This window comes from Pontibacter coccineus (assembly GCF_030546575.1).
Lineage (GTDB): Bacteria > Bacteroidota > Bacteroidia > Cytophagales > Hymenobacteraceae > Pontibacter > Pontibacter coccineus.
Map to the genome: position 1 here is coordinate 164338 of NZ_JAUOTN010000003.1, position 18333 is coordinate 182670.

Here is an 18333-nt window from a genome sequence, read left to right on the forward strand (position 1 = left end):
GGTCGTGCTACTTGGTACGTGTGTCGTGATACGTTAAAAGTGATTCGCGAAATAAGCACGATTTCTTTAATTTCATAATGCAGGTATAGGTTGTACCTTTGCAGTCGACTTATACCTGTGAAGAAATCCCCGAACATATCTGCGCTTTATTACCCGCTGTGGTGGCTGCTCAAAGGCCTGTCTTTGCTGCCGCTGCCTGTGCTATACCTGCTCGCCGACTTTTTGTTTGTGCTCGTGTATTACGTGATCGGCTACCGCAAAAAGGTCGTGCTGCAAAACCTGCGAAATTCCTTCCCTGAAAAGCCAGAACAGGAGATAAAAGGTATAGCCAGGGCCTTCTACCGGCAATTTCCGGACCTGATCGTGGAGATCCTGAAACTGGCCTCGATGGATGCACCCGAGTTGCGCAGTCGCATCGTGTTTTCCAACCAGGAAGTGCTCGATCAATTTGTACAGCAGGGAAAAACGGTCATTACCATGGGCTCGCACTCCGGCAACTGGGAGTGGGTGCTGCCGGCAGGTGCTGTACAATACGACTTTCCTGCAGAGGGTATATACAAGCGGATCAAAAATCAGTTCTTCGAAGAGTACATGTTTTACCTGCGCAGCCGTCTCGGTGCCCGTTTGATCGAGATGAAAGACACCATGCGCGACTTTGTGCGAAACAAGAAGACCCCGCGCGTGGTGGCCATGCTCTCAGACCAGACGCCTCCTTACGGCGAGATACAGTTCTGGACAACCTTCCTCCATCAGGATACACCTTTCTTTGTCGGGGCCGAGAAGCTGGCGCATGCCTTTGGCTGCCCCGTGCTTTTCCTGGATGTGGATCGCATCAAGCGTGGTCACTATCGCCTTACGTTTGAGGTACTGTCCGACGGCAGCAGCAAACCCGAAGAAGGCACTTTCCCGGTTACCGAAGCCTTCGCCCGCAAGCTCGAGGCCTCTATCCGCCGTAACCCCGCCAATTACCTCTGGACCCATAAGCGCTGGAAACACAAGCGGCCGCAGGTCGTGAGTTAAAAAAGTAGAAGGTCAACTTTCTCCCTTCTTAACTTCCAAACTTCCTAACTCTACAGGTATTCCTCAATATCTCCCGCGCCTTCGCGAAGCACTTCAAAATTATTGGCGACGTCTATGACAGTAGAGGCGATGTTGTTGCCGGGACCACCATCGATAACGGCATCTACCAGGTTGCGGTACTTCTCATAGATCAGTTCCGGATCGGTGCTGTACTCCAGCACTTCGTCTTCGTCGCGGATGGAAGTGGAAAGGATCGGGTTACCGAGCTCCTGCACGAGCGCCAAAGCTATTTTGTTGTCGGGCACGCGTATACCTACCGTTTTCTTTTTGCTGCCCGCGTAGCGCGGCACGCGGCTGCTGGCATCGAGAACGAAAGTGAAGGGGCCGGGCAGTGCCTTTTTCATCACCTTATAAGTCGGCGTGTCGATCTTGGCATAATCGGAGATGTGCGTGAGGTCGGAGCAAATGAAGGAAAGGTTCACCTTGTCCGGCTTCACGCCTTTGATCTGGCAGACGCGCTCTACCGCCCTGGTGTTGTGGATGTCGCAGCCGAGGCCGTAGATGGTATCGGTCGGGTAGATGATCACACCGCCGTTGCGCAGGATCTCGACTGCTTCCTGTATCTTTTTGGGCTGTGGATTGTCCGGATGTATCTGGATGAAAACGGCGTTGGGCATAGTTTTATCGTGTAAAGTTGAACATTAGGTAGGACATACTGATTAAAAGCCCGCTGCGTTGCAGGTATAGCCCTGCAGACGAGTGAATGGGCGGCTTCTAACAGATGAAGTTTCAAAATTAGTCAGATAAGAAAGATTAGTGTTATTTTTGTAGCCTAAACTATACAGGTTCGGAACCAGATACCCTTTTCCGGGCTTATTACTTACATTATGGCTAACGAAGTCACCCCACGCAGACGCGTCAAGAAAGAGAAAAGTATGTTGCTACCCGGCATTGTCGTGCTGGTGCTGTTCCTGTTTGTGAGCTTTTCCTATTATGCCTACCAGATCGTGTACACGGCCAACGTGGACACCAAAGGGCAGGACACCTATGTCTATATCCCGACCGGCGCCAGCTACGAGCAGGCCCTCGACTCAGTGGAGGCCACCGGCACCATCATCGATCGCCTGTCGCTGCGTTTCATGGCCAAGCTCATGGACTACGACGAACTGGTAAAGCCAGGCAGGTATAAGATCGAGAACGGCTGGGGCAACCGCCAACTCATCGGCATACTGCGCCTGGGCGAGCAGGCACCGCTCAAGCTTACGTTCAACAACATCCGGCTCCGCAGCCAACTGGCCGAAAAACTGGCCGCAGCCGTAGAGCCTTCTACTGAGGAGATCGACAGCCTGCTCAACGACCAGGAATACTTGCAGACGCTCGGTTTCGACACGACCACGGTGGTAAGCATGTTTATACCTAATACCTACGAGGTATATTGGACTATCACGGCACCGGAACTCATGCAGCGCATGAAGACCGAATACGACCGCTTCTGGACTGCCGAGCGTAAAGCAAAAGCCGAAAAAATGGGGCTTTCTCCGAAGGAGGTATCCACGCTAGCCTCCATCGTGCAGGCTGAGACGATCAAGAACGATGAGAAGCCGCGTGTGGCCGGCGTATACCTGAACCGTCTGCAGAAAGGGATGAAGCTGGAGGCCGACCCAACCGTGGTCTACGCTGTGCGCGACTTCACGATTCGAAGGGTGCTCAACGTGCACTTGCAGCACGACTCGCCTTACAACACGTACCGCTATGCTGGCCTGCCTCCGGGCCCGATCAACGTGCCGGATATCTCCAGCATCGACGCGGTACTCAATCCGGAGGCGCACAAGTACATCTACTTCTGCGCTAAGGAAGACTTCTCCGGTTACCACAGCTTTGCCGTTACGCACGCCGAGCACATTGCCAACGCCCGCCGCTACCAGCGAGCACTGACAGAGCGGAATATTTTGAAGTAAATTGTTTAATTGCTGCATTGTTAAATGGTTGGTCTGCAGGAGATATTCACTGTGAGAATATAAACCATTTAACAATTTAACCATCCAACCATTTACATAATGTTCGAATCAGAAGTACAGATACGCGTGCGCTACGCCGAGACCGACCAGATGGGCTACGTCTATTATGGCAACTATGCGGCTTACTACGAGGTGGCCCGTACCGAGGTGTTCAGAAGACTGGGTATACACTACAAGGAGATGGAAGCGACCGGTACGATGATGCCGGTGCTGGAGCTCAAGTGCAAGTATATCCGGCCGGCCAAGTACGATGATCTGCTGACGATCAAGCTCTTTCTAAAGCACAAGCCGCACGGCTCGCGTATAAAGTTTGAGTACGAGGTGTATAACGAGGAGCAGACGCTGCTGAACGTGGGCGAAACCACCATGGTGTTTGTGGACATGAAGTCAGGGCGCCCGACGGCTATACCTGCGCTCATACACCAGAAGTTGGACGGATACTATAGCGAATGAGGCTGAACCAGCAATACCTGAAGCGCCGCAGGGCGTATCGCAAATTCATTGTTTTCCTGAAGAGGTGGCGTTTCAACAACGGCCAGTCTTCGGTATACGAGGTGGCCGACGTGCTGCTGGGCGAACTCAGACTGGACTCCATTACCAAGCGCGCCTCTTACATGGCCTTCAACTTTACACTGGCCATCTTCCCGACCATCATCTTCCTCTTCACGCTTATACCCTACATGCCCAGCATCCTATCGCTGGACCTGGGGGAGAGCATCCTCAACTTCCTGGCTGATTTCCTGCCTGAGGAGATGTATACCGTGGCCTATGGCACCATCGACGACATTGTGAATAAACCACGCGGGGGACTGTTGTCCTTCGGTTTTTTGTTCGCCCTGATCCTATCCACCAACGGCATTATGTCTCTCATGGACGCCTTCGATAAAAAGTACCATACCTTTTACAAACGCCCATACCTTAAAAAGCGGGTGATTGCCACAGTACTGACCATTGCGCTTTCCTCTATCCTGTTTCTGGCCGTGGCGGCGATCTTCTTTGGGCAGTGGATACTCGATGTACTGGTTTTCTACGAGATCGTGACTGAGAGCTATACCTATACCTTGATCGTGATGCTGAAGTACGTGGCCATTATCCTGCTTTTCCTGCTGGCCACGTCGCTGATCTACTACTACGTGCCCGCTATCCAGGACAAGTGGCCTTTCATCTCGGCTGGTGCAGTGGTGGCGACCATCCTGATCTTCCTGGTGTCGATGATCTTTTCGCTCTACATCAGCGCCTTCGACACCTACAACAAGTTCTACGGCTCCATCGGGGCCCTCATCGGTCTTATGATCTGGCTGGACTTTGTGTCGATGATCCTGATCCTGGGCTTCGAGATCAATGTGAGCATCGACACCGTGACCAAGCGCCTCACCCGTAAGACGGCACAGAGTGCTGCCAAAGCTTCTTCGGCGGCGGCCTAAGGTATAGCCGTCCCTTTAGCGATGCTTATTAATATAGCCTTTTCTATATTCTTCCGTGTTTAATACTTAACTTCGTATGGTGCCTTGCTTTGGATAGCAGGCAGAGAGTCCGGTTAAGCAATAAACAAGCATGCCTTTATTAAATAATGTGTCGCTGCGACAGCTCTGGGTACGTGCGCAGCATACCTTCCTGCGGTTTCCGATGGTGCTGCTCTCAGCCGTTACGGGCACAGTCGCCGTGTTATACCTCATTGAACTCGAGTACGGATCAGATGAAAAGAGAGAATTTCTGGGAAAGCTCGTCTTTGTCAACTCTGCTGGCATCATCCTGTTCTTCACTTTAGAGCTTCTGGTAAGGAGGTACAGGCTTTCGCTGCAGGGCCGGTTTCTTACCTGGTTGGGGGGGACGCTGTTTCTGGTGCTGTACTACTTCATTTTGCCCGAAGAGTTGGAAGCAAAGCAGGTACTACGGCATCTGGCGCTTGTGTTGGCGTTGCACCTTGTAGCTTCCTATGCCATGTTCCTGAACCGCCGGGAGGAAAATGCCTTCTGGCAATTTAACAAGGCGCTGTTCCTGCGGGTACTCACATCGGCTCTATACACAGGGGTGCTCTACATTGGCCTGGTCATTGCCATCGTGGGGCTAAATCTGCTCTTTTCCATCAAAGTCAACGACAAGATCTACTTCGAACTATGGGTAGTTCTAGTTGGCGTTTTCAATACCTGGTTTTTCCTGGCCGGCGTGCCACTCAACACCCGGGGGCTGGAGCGTACAACCGATTATCCCAAAGGGCTAAAGGTGTTCACGCAATTCGTGCTGTTACCGCTTGTTACGCTATACCTGCTCATTCTCTATGCTTACCTGGGAAAGATCGTAGTGCAGTGGGAGTGGCCTTATGGGTGGGTATCGGTATTGGTGCTTAGTTTCTCTATTGCCGGTATCCTGTCGCTGTTGCTGATCCACCCGATCCGGAATAAAGCAGGCAATGCCTGGATGCAGACTTTCTCTAGGTGGTTTTACCGGGCACTCTTTCCGCTTACCATCCTGCTGGCGCTGGCGATCTGGCGCAGGATCTCGGAGTATGGCATCACGGAGGAGCGGTATGTTGTGCTGGCACTGGCCATCTGGCTATTGGTGACGGTGTTGTATTTCCTTTTCAGCAAATCCAAAAATATCAAGTTTATACCTGTCACACTCAGCCTGATTGCACTACTAGCCGCATTTGGCCCGGTAAATATGTTTGTGGTGTCGGAGTGGAGCCAAGTTAGCCGCCTGCGCAGTCTGCTGCAGGAGCACGGGGTCATGCAGGAGGGTAAGGTTGTGCCTGCTGACAAACCGGTATCTCCAGAAGCCAGAGCGGAGATAAGCTCCATTGTTAACTACCTGTACAAGAACCATGGGTTTGATCGTTTGCAGGGCTGGTTTAAAACCGACTTGAAGCGTGAGTTTGAAAAGGCAACTGCTGATGCCGGAAGCGAGTGGGCCAGAAAATCGGTTGTTCGTGATAAATTGCTGGAACAGATGGGAGTTGAGGACACGGATGCTCCAAGAACGCCGGTGACCCGGAACTTCAGGTTTGTGCTGAATGGCTATGAATCCGAAGCTAAAAGTGAAGTTTATGCACTGGCTGGTTACGACTTTGCGGCTCAATTACTGCTAAGTCAAAGTATGAGTCGCCACGATCTAGAGCTCGGTGAATTCCCTCTCATTGTTTCTTTTGATGATAACACACTTACTTTCCGGTCGGAGGAGGAAACGCTGGATCTTGACCTGACCGGCATGCTGGAGAAGCTTCAGGAAAGAGAAGGAAATATTCGGGCCAAATCTGAATTAACCTCTACGCTGCGGGGAAGAGAGCTAAAACTGCAGGTCGTAGTGCAGGACATTAATGGTTCCCAAAGGAGAAAGGAATTTACAACACACGAAGTAAAGCTGCTCATATTTGTAAAGATTCGCTAGGAGAGCCAAAAAAAAATGCGCTTCAGAATCAGTTGCTTATACCTTCGGCGCACAAACCGGCGAAAATTATTTGCGTATAGCTTTGAAAATTCAGTGCGGCACTATACTTTTGTTCTCGATTCAATTACAGAGAGTTGGCGGAGTGGTCGAACGCGGCGGTCTTGAAAACCGTTGACTGTAACAGGTCCGGGGGTTCGAATCCCTCACTCTCTGCGAAATAGCTTATCAATTAGCTTAAAAAGCCCTTAAATCAGCGATTTAAGGGCTTTTTCGTTTTTAGTCCTACCTGAATTTTACGATTTCTCTCCTTTCTGAGGCAGCCAATTCGGGTACCCGAAGCCGATCCTTTTCTGGGTACCCGAATTGATGTATAACTAACTGGCTGTAAATAAGATGTGCAGATATTTTACATCTTGTGAAGCCTTCTTTTGATTGTTAAATTCAAGCATAAAAGGAGGAGTTGTATGGACACCAAGATCAGTATCCTGTTCTACGGCAGGAAAGCCAAGACCACCAAAGACAACCTTTTGCCGATCTACCTGCGCGTCACGCTGCAGGGCAGACGCCTGGAGCTGAGCACCCACCGCTACGTCTCGCCCGAGCGCTGGTCTGTGGAGGCGGGCAAAGTGAAGGGCAGCTCGGCCGAGGCCCGGAGCGTGAATGCCTACCTAGACACCCTCAGGACTAAGGCATACGGCCATCACCGGGAGCTGCTGGAGGAGAGCAGGCCCGTCACCGTGGAGGCGTTCAAGGAGAAGTGGATGGGAGTGGAGGAGAAGCCCGTGCTGCTGCTGGAGGTATTCCGCATGCACAACGGGCAGATGGCCCAGCTGGTGGGCAAGGACTACGCCGCGGGCACCCTGGAGCGCTACGCCACCTCCCTGCAGCACACGCGGGACTTTATCCGCTGGAAGCACGGGGCGGAGGACATCGACGTCAGGAAGCTCTCCTACGGCTTCATCACCGACTACGAGTTCTGGTTCAAGACCGTGCGGGGCTGCGCCCACAACACCACCATGAAGTACCTGGCCAACTTCAAGAAGGTCATTCACCTGTGCCTGAAGAACGGCTGGCTGGAGCGCGACCCCTTCCTGGGTTACAAGATGAGCAAGCGGGAGGTGGTGCGCGAGTGCCTCACCCAGGCTGAGCTGCAGCGGATGGCCGAAAAGGAGTTCGCCACCGACCGGCTGGGCCAGGTGCGGGACGTGTTCCTCTTCAGCTGCTACACCGGCCTTGCCTACGTGGACGTGCAGCAGCTCAGGCGCTCGGAGATCGGGGAGGGGATGGACGGGCAAAGGTGGGTCTTCACCAGGCGCCAGAAGACCGAGACGCCCTCCCGCATCCCGCTCCTGCCGGTGGCCCTGGAGATTCTGGAAAAATATCAGGACCATCCGCAGTGCCTCTACCAGGACAAGGTACTGCCGGTGCTGAGCAACCAGAAGATGAACGCCTACCTCAAGGAGATCGCCGACGTGTGCGGCATCCGCAAGACGCTCACCTTCCACATTGCCCGCCACACCTTCGCTACCACCGTCACCCTGAGCAACGGCGTGCCCATCGAGACGGTGAGCCGGATGCTGGGGCACCGCAACCTGAAGACCACCCAGCACTACGCCAAGATCCTGGACCAGAAGGTGAGCGACGATATGCAACGGCTCCGGGAGAAACTAAAGCTATAGTTGACAGAAGGTGCCGTTTTAGCAACCAGCCCGACTATAAAATTCTTACTTTCAGCTTTGGCTCTTGATTTGCAATTCGCGAATTGAGAATTAAATATCATGAGAAAACACGGTGGCATGCGGCCGTAAGACATAGTCATACTGCTTGCCATCACGGTGAGAGGTGATGCGCCCTGGATGATGAAGGATTTGACCCATGAGTTTGGCATCAGTGCGTCGGAGGTGTTAGAATCCATCCACAAGTTCTACGTGGCAGGGCTTTGACAAGCCAAAGCAGAAAGTGATGCGCCAAGCATTACTCGAATTCCCTGTCTTTGGGGTGCGCTACGTATTTCCGCAGTAACCCGATGCCATGGTAAGGGGAGTGTCTACCGTCATCAGCCCACCAGTATGGGTAAAAGTAAAAGAGACTAAATCGTTATGTTAGAAGATAGTGAATTCGATAAAAAATCGCTGAGGTTGGTACAGGGTAATACTACAGATTGGGCTGAGCTGGCGAAGGATTGTGTTTGTTTTGCCAATGGCAAAGGTGGGACGATATATATCGGAGTCGAAGACGACTCCGATATGCCTCCTGCTGATCAAAGGATCAAAAAATCTATTGTAGAGAAAATCAACCAGGTAATTCCCCAGCGAACCATAAATGTAGGTATTAGTGCGACCATACAGACTGCACCTAATGGTGGAGAGTTTATCGAGGTTAAAATATACAGAAGTACTCAGACTATTGCCTCCACGTCCGATGGTAAATACTATATGCGTATAGCCGATGAGTGTAAACCTTTGATGCCTGATGAAATGATTCGTGTGGCTGCTGAAAAGCAAGCGTTTGTATGGGAGGAAAAGGTGGCAAGAAAAGTACACATAAGCCAAGCTGATGGTGCTAAGCTAGGTAATTTTTTAAGTGATGTGCGGAATTCAGAGCGTGTAAGCGGCTTCGTTAAGGAAATGTCTCAGGATGAGATGTTAGAGTACTACTTCTTCACTAGCGGTGATTACCTGACAAATTTAGGTGTGCTTTGGATAGGCCAGCGCAAAGACAGAGCCTTAATGCACTATTCGCCTGCTGTGCAGTTCATTAAATATGATGAAAACGGTGTTAAAGTGAACAAGCGAGTTTGGGACGATTACACGCTTAACCCGAAGGAACTTCTTAATGAAATAATTACAGGTATACCTGATTGGGGAGAATCAATAGAGATTGCCGATGGAATATTCCGGAGGACTATTCCCAACTATAATCAGGTAGTGATCAGAGAGCTGATAGCAAATGCTTTAGTACACCGGGTTTATACTATGCGTGGTGATATTTTCATTAATCTTTACCACGACCGCCTAGAAATTCATTCACCTGGGCTGCTTCCTTTAGGTGTTACCCCCTCCAACATCATTAGCAAATCTATTCACCGCAATACGCACCTGGCCAAAGTGTTCTATGACTTGATGCTAATGGAGAAGGAAGGTAGCGGTTATGACAAGGTATACGAAGTGTTACTACTTCATGGTAAGCCCGAGCCAATAGTAGAGGAATGGGATGATCGAGTAGTAGTAACGGTTATGAAGAATATCATCAGTACTGAGGTGGCTAAGCTTATGTCGCGAGCCAATGATGACTATGGCCTTAATCAAAAGGAGATAATTACACTGGGTTTGATTGCACAACACGGTACTATGACAGCTATAGAGCTGAGCAAGAAGCTTAATGTGAGAAATAGTGATGGGTTAGCTTATTGGTTGGGGAAGCTCTTGAAGCACGAGATAATCCATAGTAAGGGCAAAACAAAAGGAACTGAATATCATGTCAACCCTGAGTTGCTTAGACAAATAGATTTCAAAGGCAAAACAGACCTTAAAAAGATTGAGCCGCACAGGCTTCAGGAACTTATCTTGATGGATTTGGAAACATATCCTGGGAGTTCCATCGGAGATATAAATGAGCGCATAGGGCCGGAAATAAATAGAAATAAAGTAAAAAGGAAGTTGGCTGAACTTGTTGATTCCAAAATTCTATACACAGAAGGTGTGTTGAAAGGTACTAGGTACTTTATAGATCATAATCAAAGAAATAATGAATAAATGATCCATAAATGATCTATAAGTGATCTATAAGTGATCCATAAATGATCTTGGATAAAATACTGTTAACCCCCAAAGAGGAAGTATGCGACTGAATAGATGCACTTTGAGTTTGTTTCGCATGAAATTGCTTATAATCCCCTAAACAAATTGTGTTTGACCATTCTAGAAAGATATAACGAAAACCCGCAGTGTCTGAACCAGGACCGGGTACTGCGGGTGTTAAGCAACCAGAAGATGAACGCCTACCTCAAGGAACCGACGAGTGCGGCATCTGCAAGACGCTCACCTTCCACGCCTTCGTTACCATCGTCACCCTCTCCAACAGGATATCGATCGAGACGGTCAGCCGGATGCTGGGGCACCGCAACCTGAAGACCACCCAGCACTACGCTAAAATCTTGGACCAGAAGGTTAGCAATGACATGCAGCAGCTCCGGGACAGGCTCAAGAGGAAAGCGTGAAATAAGGTCACTTTGTTAGTTCATTGGAGATGCACCTCCTCAGCCTCTGGGCAAGGGTAGGGGCTTGTCCAGACGGAGAGCAGGCACTAAATTTACTGTAAAGGTAAAACTTAGCGGCACTTTCCTTCACCGTTGATACGGTGTGTCTGATCGAGTGGAAAAGGGTGTTATTTTAATCAGATGTTGGTGATGATAAAGAAATAGTAAAGGATATGCTCCTTGTAATGCAGGCCTCGCGGCACTTGCCTTCAGACTGTACACTGCTCGTGTACTAAGTTGGGACATGAAGTGAAGAACGTGTACCATTGTGGTATATATACTATGATTCATGTACCAAAAATTCTGCTTTTGTCTCATATTGTATCAGGCATATGAAATTAGAGACCGGCAAACCCTATAACAGTTTACCACCCCTCCCTCCGCCACAGGATCAAATTGAGTCTGTCGCTGTCCTAAAGCAAGAGAGCAAGGCGGCCGTTGCTTTGGCCGAGCTCAAGTAACTGGCACGGACACTCCCTAACCAGGGCATCCTCATCAACGCCATTGTGCTGAAGGAAGCGAAGGCCAGCTCGGAGGTTGAGAATATCATCACAACGCATGACAAGCTTCACGAAAAAGTTTAGAAAGCCGCCCCGATCATTATCCCGAGCAGCAAATGCAAGCCGGAATAGCCATAGTCCATAGCATTTCTGTTGTAGCGCTCATGGGAATAATCAGTTTGGATAGAGCTGTTTTTGATGCCTGCCCCGGAGTAAAAATCGAACAGGAGGTGGCCATCCAATGCAGGAACCTGCAGGCCAAACAAAGCCACCCCTCCTATGCGGTTGATCTTCTCGTTAAAAGGCCGGAGGCGGTATTTGTATACCTCCAAACCCTCCGGGTCCATTTCTTTAACCCAGCCCTCTCTTTTGAACTCTAAATTAAAATGGTGGTAATTAACGCCATAGGCCAAGTACACCCTGCTTTTATCTGGGCTGGTGTAGTTATTTATGTAGATTTTGTGCTGCACCTCTGCACCATAACCTAACACACGGTCATCCTCGCTGTCTTCCCAATTACGCCCCGCAAAAAGATCCACGGTTTTCGCTTTACCATTATAAGCCCGTGGTGAGAAAACAAAGCCATGCCTGCTCCCTTGCTCCGGAATGCGCTCCAGGTACAGGTGCAAGCCGTTAATGAGCAAATGCTGCGGACTGAATTTTATACTTATGGTTTTATCAGAAGCAGCCTCTAAAGCCTGTGCGTTGCCCTGTAGCAGAGAAGAGAAAAAAAGAAGTTTAACGACAACAGCAACCCTTTTTAGCATCATAAGAGATTGTTTTGGGCTAGATAGCCGGCTTGATTGAAATAGTGCTCAGCAACACCAGTTTCTCATCCTCATACTGGTACTGGTAAAGGCCATCACTGCCTATAACCAGCAGTCTGCCGTTATCCGGTATCACATCAAAAGCGTTTATCCGGAAGTGTTGCTCCAGCTCCAGGTTCATTACATCGGTAGCATTGTATACTTTCAGCCCTTCGTCGCATACAAATAGCCTGGTGTTGGCTATACCTAAACCTTTCGGGTTCGTCATGCTGTACTGCTTCAGGAGTGTCGGATCGTTTATGTTTTGCAGATCAATCACCTGCAGCTCATTTATGGCCAACCTGCAGGCAGTGCCGGTGCTAAGGGTAACGTAGGCGTAGCGCCCGTCTGTCACCACGGGGTCGCAGCTCACCACGTGCTGATACTGCGAGATATGCTGGGGAAACGCCGGGTTTTTGACGCTAAAAATGTGCATGCCTGTTTGGGTGCCAATGAAAAGCATATCCTCAAAAGGAAAGATCGTTTCGATGCCAAACCCTATCGGGAGCGACTGCCCCTGCTGTGGGTCTTCGGGTGTGCTAATATCGAAAATATTCAGGCTTGAGTGATCTACCGTATACAAATGATTTCCGCTGATGGCAAACCTGGCCATAGAACCACCCTGGCCGTGTGCGCCATTCGCCGAGGGCGAGGCAGCGTTATCGCTGGTGCAGGAAATGGCTGCCATGCAAACCAGAACGGAAGAAGCGATATGTAGAAGTCTTTTCATGTTATTCCGGCTTTTTAAGTTCCCAACCTACAATAATGGCGTCTTCTGGAGCGCCTGCCCTGTTATAGTATACTTCCAGGTTATCTGGTGGCAACAGGCTTGGCAGCGCATCGCGCACACGCTTGGCAACCTGAATAGTCTCCATCCCGCTTAATTTTATGGCAACAAGGTCTACGGCATTATCCACATACAGCATGTCATCTTTCACGGCCATATCCACGCAGCCCGGCACCTGAATAAAGGCCATATTCACAGGCGCCTTCGGATTTTGGTTGTTGATGATGTGCACGCCTTTGTACTGCTCGTTTATAAGTATATAGCTGCCGTAGCGGTAAATTTTACCAGGGTTCGAGATCGTCCGTGGCTCCTTCTTTAGAATGGAGGACTCGAGCTGCTGCCGGCTCATCAGAATGGGAGCGTAAGCTGATTCAGGCATAGGATCTACGCTGCCCGGGCAGGAACAGAGCAATGGCATCAGGAGCAGCAGCAGAAAGTTTTTTGCTTGTTTTCTCATATTAGTGAAAGGATTATAACTGGGGAAGACTAACCATTAAATATATTAATTACTTATTATACTTCATTATGTTCTTTATTTAATAATAATTTAATAATGCTCACGCGCCTCTACATGCCAAGGCAGGAAAGGATATTCTATGGGAATTCAGTGGTATTGTCTACCAGTTCAAGGGATCCGATATTTGTCTTGTCTTGAATAGGTTGACACAAAGTCGACAAAAATGCAGGAAAGAAAATTAAGAGAACGTATTGTAGCCGAGTACCTCCTGGGCGGGCGGAGTTACCGTAGACTGGGGGAGAAACACGGCGTCAACTTTTACCAGATCCGCCGTTGGGCTCTCAAACACCAAGGCCAGATGAAGAGTCCACCAAAATTCAAGAGCTTCAAGCTCTCTCTGGATTTGCAAAGAGATGCCCCCCTTCCCACTGACGTGAAGGAACTCCAGGCCGAGCTGCGCAAGACAAGGCTTGAAAAGGAGGTGCTTTTGGAAGTGATCAAGATAGCCGAGGAGGAGCTCGGCTCTACCATCTTAAAAAAGTCTGGTACCAAGCAATCCTGAGAGTGGAGCAAAGAACGCCCTTCCAAGTAGTTGGAGTGCTTTGCCGCTTGTTTGGTTACAGTAGCTAGGCGTATTACCAACATCTCAAAACAAGGCAGCAGCAAGCGCTGCAAGAGGACTTGCTGGTGCAGGAGGCACTGCGAATACGTAGCTCTTAGAAGCGACTGGGCGCGCGCAAACTGCTGGTGATGATGTCACATTTTATGGATGCTCATGGCATTGCAATAGGTCGAGACGCCTTTTCCGAACTCTTGCGTGGGCGCGATCTGCTAGTCAGGAAGCGAAGGCGCTCCAAGCCTCAAACTACTTTCTCTAATCACTGGCTGCGCAAATACGAGAACCTGACTGTCGGGTTTGTGCCCAAGGCAGCCGGGCAGCTTTGGGTAAGTAACATCACCTATATTCACCTGGAGGAAGACTTTGCCTATCTGAGCCTGGTCACCGATGCCTACAGCCGCAAGATCGTCGGTTTTTACCTAAGCGGAGATCTTGCCGCCGGGGGATGCATCCGGGCTTTGGAGATGGCCCTTCCCAACTGCCCCATGCAAGGCTATCTGATCCATCACTCTGATAGGGTTATCCAGTACTGCAGCCAAGGGTATGTTAGGCTGCTGCAGGAGCGGCGCATCGCCATCTCCATGACTCAAAGCGGCGACCCGCTGGAGAATGCGCTGGCCGAGCGGGTGAATGGCGTCCTCAAGCAGGAGCTCCTGGAGACGGTGTACCCCGGCTTCGCGGCGGCCCAACTAGCCGTGGCCACGGCAGTGAGCATCTACAATTATAAGCGCCCACACTCAAGCGTGGACATGCTCACGCCTGTGGAGGCGCACGGCAGGACCGGCGGGCTGAAGAGGCACTGGAAAAACCATTATCCTGACAAGAATGGAAAGGAGGTGCCTGTGCAGTAGGGTGCAGGCCAAGAAGGTTTGTCGCTGTTTGGGCAGGCTGTATATCCTGCTGCTCCTTTGCCAACCTAAAAAAGAGAAGCGCCGAGTTCCGAGGTAAGCTCCTCAGGGCCCGACACCCGTGGAAGGCTTTTTGCATGCAAAAATACATCTTGCTCGCTGCACCAGACCGCAGCGTGTTTCCCTGCCGCAGGAGGGGGCAAGCTTCTGAGGCGTTAGTGGTTGTAGGTTGTCATCTACTCCCGCTTTATGATGAAATTGGGCATACGGTGCAGATGAGAACACAAGTTCGGCCGGAAAAGGAAAGTAGTGAGAGTAAGGCAGGGGCAAAGGACATGTGGCTGGCGGTGTGAGCAGTGGAGAAAAGCGCAAAGAGCGCCTCGTGTCTAACAGTAGCAGCGGAACCGGAAGACTTTATGCCGGATCCGCCAATAGTAGCCCCCGGCAGCAGTATATGATAACGGAGAAGGTAGACAAATGCTTTATCATCAGAAGAAACAATGGCACAGAACGGGCACTCCCTTTACATTCAATACTGCAATGCCACCTTGTGAAGCCTATGGCTTCACAAGGTGGCATTGCAGGTTAACCTCACAAGATGTTTATGAGATGTCTTCAATAGGGGCGCCCGGAGCGTCTCTTTTAACGGCCTCGATGCCTCCCTCGCGCGCTGAACGCGTTGTGTAGTTCTCGCTTCTCCCAATGATCTCGCCATTGCTGGCTTTGAGGTTAAAGGTATAATTGTTCCAGCTGTCTCTTCTGTCATAACGGGTATCATAGGGTGCGTTTGCTCTGACAGCCGCAATGCCATTCAAGCAAGACTGCTTTGTTGTATAGCCTTCTCCATTAAGGATGATTTCCCCGTTCCGGGAGCGAAGGCTATAGTAGTACTGATTGTTGGAGGTGCTCTTGAACACCTGGAATTTTGGGTTGCTTGCCATATAATTTTCTTTGGTTTATAACAAAGCTATTGCAGGTGAACGCAATCTTTTTGCGTTCTTCTAAAAATATTTAACTTGTTGAAAAATATCTGCTTATGCCGAAATCTAAGCATGCGATCGTGCGCTTGCGGCTCATCAATGAGTGCCTGAGAAGCAAGGGTAGAAAGTATTGGTCCAAGAAGGAACTGATAGACAAAATTAGCGAAGCAAAAGACATCACGATAAGTCAGAGGACGCTTGATGGCGACATCTACCTGATGCGTCACTGCTCACAGCTTAACTATAATGCCCCAATAGCCTATAGCAAAAAAGAGAATGGCTATTATTACACTGATCCGGAGTATACTATTGAAAACCTTCCTTTAAGTGAGGTAGAGCTGAACGCACTTGCTACGGCAGCAGCCACTCTTGGGCAGTACAAGCACATGGCTCTTTTCAGTGAGTTCGCATCCACCGTGAACAAGGTAATTAACCTGGTCCAGCAAGTTAGTTCTCGCCAACTTGGAGCAAATTCGGGGTTTATTGATTTTGAGAAGGCTCCATATGTTAAAGGAAACGAATATCTTGATGTACTCATTGAAGCAATCAGAAACAGATACCCAATTAGGCTCTCTTATAGAAAGTTTGAGGATGTACACCCAAAGAACCGCACTATCAGTCCTTACCTGCTCAAAGAGTATCGTAATAGGTGGTATTTAGTTGGGTTACAGCACGAGACAGATAGCCTGAGAAAGTTTGCCTTGGACCGCATACACAATCTTGAAAGTGCGCTGAAGGTACCTTACATGGAGAAAGCAGACTTCAAGCCTGAATTGTACTTCAAGAATGCCATAGGTATTTCTCAGGAAGAGGGCCAGGTGGAGGAGGTTGTGCTTTCCTTCTCGCCTTATGACGGCAACTATGTGAAAACGCAATATTTACATAGCTCCCAAGAACTTCTGATTGATGATGACAAAGAAGTTAGGATAAAGCTGAAAGTTGTGCTTAATTATGAGCTGGAAGCCACTATACTAAGCTTCGGGAAGGAAGTGAGGGTGATCGCGCCAGAAACACTAAAACAGAAGATTCGACAAACACTTGATGCATGTAAAAAGCAGTATCAGGACTACTAGTCAAGTAGTAGCCTTCATAGTTCAGTTATGGTACAGTCTTTTTACACTTAAGGTAGATTTATAAGAAGTCAATGAGTCTTGGTTTAATCATGCCCTACTATCACCCTCCTAGATTTTGGTAAGGAAGGCTTTAATCCTAATTTAGGAAATTGACTACGGAGCAGAAGAGTTCATTTTTCTCGTTTTATGCTTGAGTTAAGTACATAAAAGAAATAAATTATATTATAATAGACACCAGGAAGCTCGGAGAGCAGGGAATTTGGATGTTCGCTGTGTTTAAAATTGTATTGATATTTGAATATGTTATGTGGAAAGTTTGGCTCCCTACATGACAAAGCACAAACTTGCTCCCTGCGCTTAAAGCCCCTTCCTCTTAGCTCCTTTCCAAGTGCCAAATCCTTGTAGCAGCCGTTTTGCCTGATGCGGCCTTGCCACCAACAGCTCGTTCACATCCTTGTAGTTTTGGTAGAGGGAGGAGAGGTCCCGGCAGTTCGGCACTGACTGGAGCAGCCGCTCACTTGCCATCCTACCTGCCTGATCATGGTCCAGGAAGAGGAGTACCCGCCGGTGCCGGCCGAGTATGTCCAAGCTCTTGCCTAGCTGTGCAAGGGAGTTGAGAACCAGGAAGCTGGAGCTAGTTGAGAGGCGTGGTCGAAGTTCGAGGAGGGAGAGAAAATCCATGAAACCCTCCAGCAGGCAGACGGTGCCCGCGCCGCCAGGGATGTAGGTGATGTCCTTGGGGGAGGAGGAGCCCTTGAACCAGCTATTGCGCAGCTCGTAACCGCCCGAGCGATTTTGAAACCCAATCGCCTGATATTTCTTGGTGCCGATGGAGAAGCTGACCGCTTGGCAAAAGGGGGCAGCCGTTTGCAGGCTGATGCCGCGCTGCTGCAGGTAGTTTGTCAGCTGGGTATTGTCCTCCAAGGGCTTGGCCTCCAGTATTTTGATACCGGTGAAGGGTGCTGGAGAGACAGCCGGATTTTCTACCTTAACTTGTTTCCCTGCTGGTTGTATGTTGAGGGCAGCTGTTGCCCCTGAAGCTATAGCCTGCTCGGAGAGGAGCTGGATGACCTCCTGGATGGTAGCAGTGCGGTGCAGGCGCATGGCCAGGTCGAAGATTTTGCCGCCCTCCCCGCTGCCGTGGTCGTACCAGCGGTTCAGGCGCGTGTTAACCTTGAAGGAAGGGGTGCGCTCGGCCATCCGCACCGGGGAGATGTACCACCAGTCACAGCCCCGCTTGCAGGCTGGCTGTATGCCTTGGTTCGATAGAAAATCGGTGATGGCGATTTCGTTGTTGATCTGTTGAATGTTCATCGTTTCTTTTCTTTAGCAGGTGTTAAGACACTTCCGTTGTGTAGCAGCTGTGCATTTGAGAGCGGCATTCTGAGAGTGCCTTTCGTGTCGTTGACTCCTTTTAAAGGTCGAGGAGGAGCACAAAATTTTTTCACAAGGCGATACACAGTTGGGGGAAATTTATGCAGGCGCATTTAAGTTGAGATGAGCCGGTTAAAGTCGTTATTCGGCTCATTGATATCGTTTATTTGAGCCGAATAAGTATGAAAGAAAAGGGCCATCCGTTTTAA

The 18333-nt window shown here is 49.7% G+C and carries 18 protein-coding genes and 1 tRNA gene; 13 read left to right on the forward strand and 6 right to left on the reverse strand.

The genetic code is table 11. The features are described from left to right. The first annotated feature begins 117 nt into the window (after positions 1-117). Entirely contained in the window at positions 118-1020 is a 903-nt protein-coding gene (locus tag Q4E40_RS07975; RefSeq protein WP_303411263.1) for a lysophospholipid acyltransferase family protein, read from the forward strand. A 50-nt stretch (positions 1021-1070) separates the two neighbouring features. On the opposite strand, the gene Q4E40_RS07980 is transcribed toward Q4E40_RS07975, so the two are convergent. Continuing rightward, positions 1071-1697, reverse strand: a complete 627-nt coding sequence (locus tag Q4E40_RS07980; protein ID WP_303411265.1) for an L-threonylcarbamoyladenylate synthase — start codon at positions 1695-1697, stop codon at positions 1071-1073. 210 nt (positions 1698-1907) lie between these two features. Between Q4E40_RS07980 and mltG the strand changes: the two genes are divergently transcribed. The 9 genes from mltG to Q4E40_RS08025 all read left to right on the forward strand — a co-directional run bounded on the left by mltG (position 1908) and on the right by Q4E40_RS08025 (position 11264). Next, complete coding sequence (gene mltG / locus Q4E40_RS07985; protein ID WP_303411267.1) at positions 1908-2978, forward strand: endolytic transglycosylase MltG; 1071 nt, start codon at positions 1908-1910, stop codon at positions 2976-2978. A 99-nt stretch (positions 2979-3077) separates the two neighbouring features. Beyond that, a complete protein-coding gene (locus Q4E40_RS07990) occupies positions 3078-3491 on the forward strand; it encodes an acyl-CoA thioesterase (RefSeq protein WP_007653357.1) in 414 nt (137 codons plus the stop codon). Beyond that, entirely contained in the window at positions 3488-4462 is a 975-nt protein-coding gene (locus Q4E40_RS07995; RefSeq protein ID WP_303411270.1) for a YihY/virulence factor BrkB family protein, read from the forward strand. Before Q4E40_RS07990 ends, Q4E40_RS07995 begins: the two co-directional genes overlap by 4 nt. Before the next feature lie 130 nt (positions 4463-4592). Next, a complete protein-coding gene (locus tag Q4E40_RS08000) occupies positions 4593-6422 on the forward strand; it encodes a DUF4153 domain-containing protein (protein ID WP_303411271.1) in 1830 nt (609 codons plus the stop codon). 128 nt (positions 6423-6550) lie between these two features. Next, positions 6551-6635, forward strand: a tRNA-Ser gene (locus Q4E40_RS08005). Between the two features lie 251 nt (positions 6636-6886). After that, the gene (locus Q4E40_RS08010; protein ID WP_303411272.1) at positions 6887-8101 is read left to right on the forward strand and encodes a site-specific integrase; all 1215 of its coding nucleotides are present in this window, start codon (positions 6887-6889) and stop codon (positions 8099-8101) included. 420 nt (positions 8102-8521) lie between these two features. Beyond that, entirely contained in the window at positions 8522-10177 is a 1656-nt protein-coding gene (locus tag Q4E40_RS08015; RefSeq protein ID WP_303411274.1) for an ATP-binding protein, read from the forward strand. 191 nt (positions 10178-10368) lie between these two features. Then, a complete protein-coding gene (locus tag Q4E40_RS08020) occupies positions 10369-10641 on the forward strand; it encodes a site-specific integrase (protein ID WP_303411276.1) in 273 nt (90 codons plus the stop codon). A 500-nt stretch (positions 10642-11141) separates the two neighbouring features. Then, a complete protein-coding gene (locus tag Q4E40_RS08025) occupies positions 11142-11264 on the forward strand; it encodes a Fic/DOC family N-terminal domain-containing protein (RefSeq protein ID WP_303411857.1) in 123 nt (40 codons plus the stop codon). Here Q4E40_RS08025 and Q4E40_RS08030 read toward each other — a convergent pair. Genes Q4E40_RS08030 through Q4E40_RS08040 form a run of 3 tightly spaced genes read right to left on the reverse strand, consistent with a single transcriptional unit; the run spans position 11261 to position 13230 of the window. After that, complete coding sequence (locus Q4E40_RS08030) at positions 11261-11950, reverse strand: hypothetical protein (RefSeq protein ID WP_303411277.1); 690 nt, start codon at positions 11948-11950, stop codon at positions 11261-11263. The genes Q4E40_RS08025 and Q4E40_RS08030 overlap by 4 nt on opposite strands. A gap of 16 nt (positions 11951-11966) precedes the next feature. Next, positions 11967-12716 (reverse strand): LVIVD repeat-containing protein, encoded by a 750-nt coding sequence (locus tag Q4E40_RS08035; RefSeq protein WP_303411278.1) that lies wholly within the window; start codon positions 12714-12716, stop codon positions 11967-11969. Position 12717: 1 nt separating this feature from the next. After that, positions 12718-13230: a hypothetical protein gene (locus tag Q4E40_RS08040; protein WP_303411279.1), complete on the reverse strand. Its 513-nt coding sequence runs from the start codon at positions 13228-13230 to the stop codon at positions 12718-12720. Positions 13231-13453: 223 nt separating this feature from the next. Between Q4E40_RS08040 and Q4E40_RS08045 the strand changes: the two genes are divergently transcribed. Continuing rightward, a complete protein-coding gene (locus Q4E40_RS08045; protein ID WP_303411280.1) occupies positions 13454-13792 on the forward strand; it encodes a transposase in 339 nt (112 codons plus the stop codon). Between the two features lie 164 nt (positions 13793-13956). Further along, positions 13957-14700: an IS3 family transposase gene (locus tag Q4E40_RS08050; RefSeq protein WP_303411859.1), complete on the forward strand. Its 744-nt coding sequence runs from the start codon at positions 13957-13959 to the stop codon at positions 14698-14700. A 599-nt stretch (positions 14701-15299) separates the two neighbouring features. Here the strand turns inward: Q4E40_RS08050 and Q4E40_RS08055 are convergent. Beyond that, positions 15300-15638, reverse strand: a complete 339-nt coding sequence (locus tag Q4E40_RS08055) for a YegP family protein (protein WP_303411281.1) — start codon at positions 15636-15638, stop codon at positions 15300-15302. A gap of 95 nt (positions 15639-15733) precedes the next feature. Here Q4E40_RS08055 and Q4E40_RS08060 point away from each other — a divergent pair, with 95 nt between their 5' ends. Continuing rightward, positions 15734-16750, forward strand: a complete 1017-nt coding sequence (locus Q4E40_RS08060) for a helix-turn-helix transcriptional regulator (protein WP_303411283.1) — start codon at positions 15734-15736, stop codon at positions 16748-16750. Positions 16751-17107: 357 nt separating this feature from the next. Here Q4E40_RS08060 and Q4E40_RS08065 read toward each other — a convergent pair whose 3' ends face one another. Beyond that, on the reverse strand, positions 17108-18064 hold the full coding sequence (locus Q4E40_RS08065) for a toprim domain-containing protein (RefSeq protein WP_303411284.1): 957 nt from the start codon (positions 18062-18064) through the stop codon (positions 17108-17110). Positions 18065-18333: the final 269 nt, after the last annotated feature.

Excerpts from the sequence above, each read along its gene's own strand:
- Q4E40_RS07990 (WP_007653357.1), top strand. The coding sequence starts at position 3,078 with ATGTTCGAATCAGAAGTACAGATACGCGTGCGCTACGCCGAGACCGAC.
- Q4E40_RS08065 (WP_303411284.1), bottom strand. The coding sequence starts at position 18,064 with ATGAACATTCAACAGATCAACAACGAAATCGCCATCACCGATTTTCTA.
- Q4E40_RS08035 (WP_303411278.1), bottom strand. The coding sequence starts at position 12,716 with ATGAAAAGACTTCTACATATCGCTTCTTCCGTTCTGGTTTGCATGGCA.
- Q4E40_RS08000 (WP_303411271.1), top strand. The coding sequence starts at position 4,593 with ATGCCTTTATTAAATAATGTGTCGCTGCGACAGCTCTGGGTACGTGCG.
- Q4E40_RS08060 (WP_303411283.1), top strand. The coding sequence starts at position 15,734 with ATGCCGAAATCTAAGCATGCGATCGTGCGCTTGCGGCTCATCAATGAG.
- Q4E40_RS08055 (WP_303411281.1), bottom strand. The coding sequence starts at position 15,638 with ATGGCAAGCAACCCAAAATTCCAGGTGTTCAAGAGCACCTCCAACAAT.
- Q4E40_RS08040 (WP_303411279.1), bottom strand. The coding sequence starts at position 13,230 with ATGAGAAAACAAGCAAAAAACTTTCTGCTGCTGCTCCTGATGCCATTG.
- mltG (WP_303411267.1), top strand. The coding sequence starts at position 1,908 with ATGGCTAACGAAGTCACCCCACGCAGACGCGTCAAGAAAGAGAAAAGT.
- Q4E40_RS08015 (WP_303411274.1), top strand. The coding sequence starts at position 8,522 with ATGTTAGAAGATAGTGAATTCGATAAAAAATCGCTGAGGTTGGTACAG.
- Q4E40_RS08030 (WP_303411277.1), bottom strand. The coding sequence starts at position 11,950 with ATGATGCTAAAAAGGGTTGCTGTTGTCGTTAAACTTCTTTTTTTCTCT.
- Q4E40_RS08010 (WP_303411272.1), top strand. The coding sequence starts at position 6,887 with ATGGACACCAAGATCAGTATCCTGTTCTACGGCAGGAAAGCCAAGACC.
- Q4E40_RS08045 (WP_303411280.1), top strand. The coding sequence starts at position 13,454 with ATGCAGGAAAGAAAATTAAGAGAACGTATTGTAGCCGAGTACCTCCTG.
- Q4E40_RS07980 (WP_303411265.1), bottom strand. The coding sequence starts at position 1,697 with ATGCCCAACGCCGTTTTCATCCAGATACATCCGGACAATCCACAGCCC.
- Q4E40_RS07995 (WP_303411270.1), top strand. The coding sequence starts at position 3,488 with ATGAGGCTGAACCAGCAATACCTGAAGCGCCGCAGGGCGTATCGCAAA.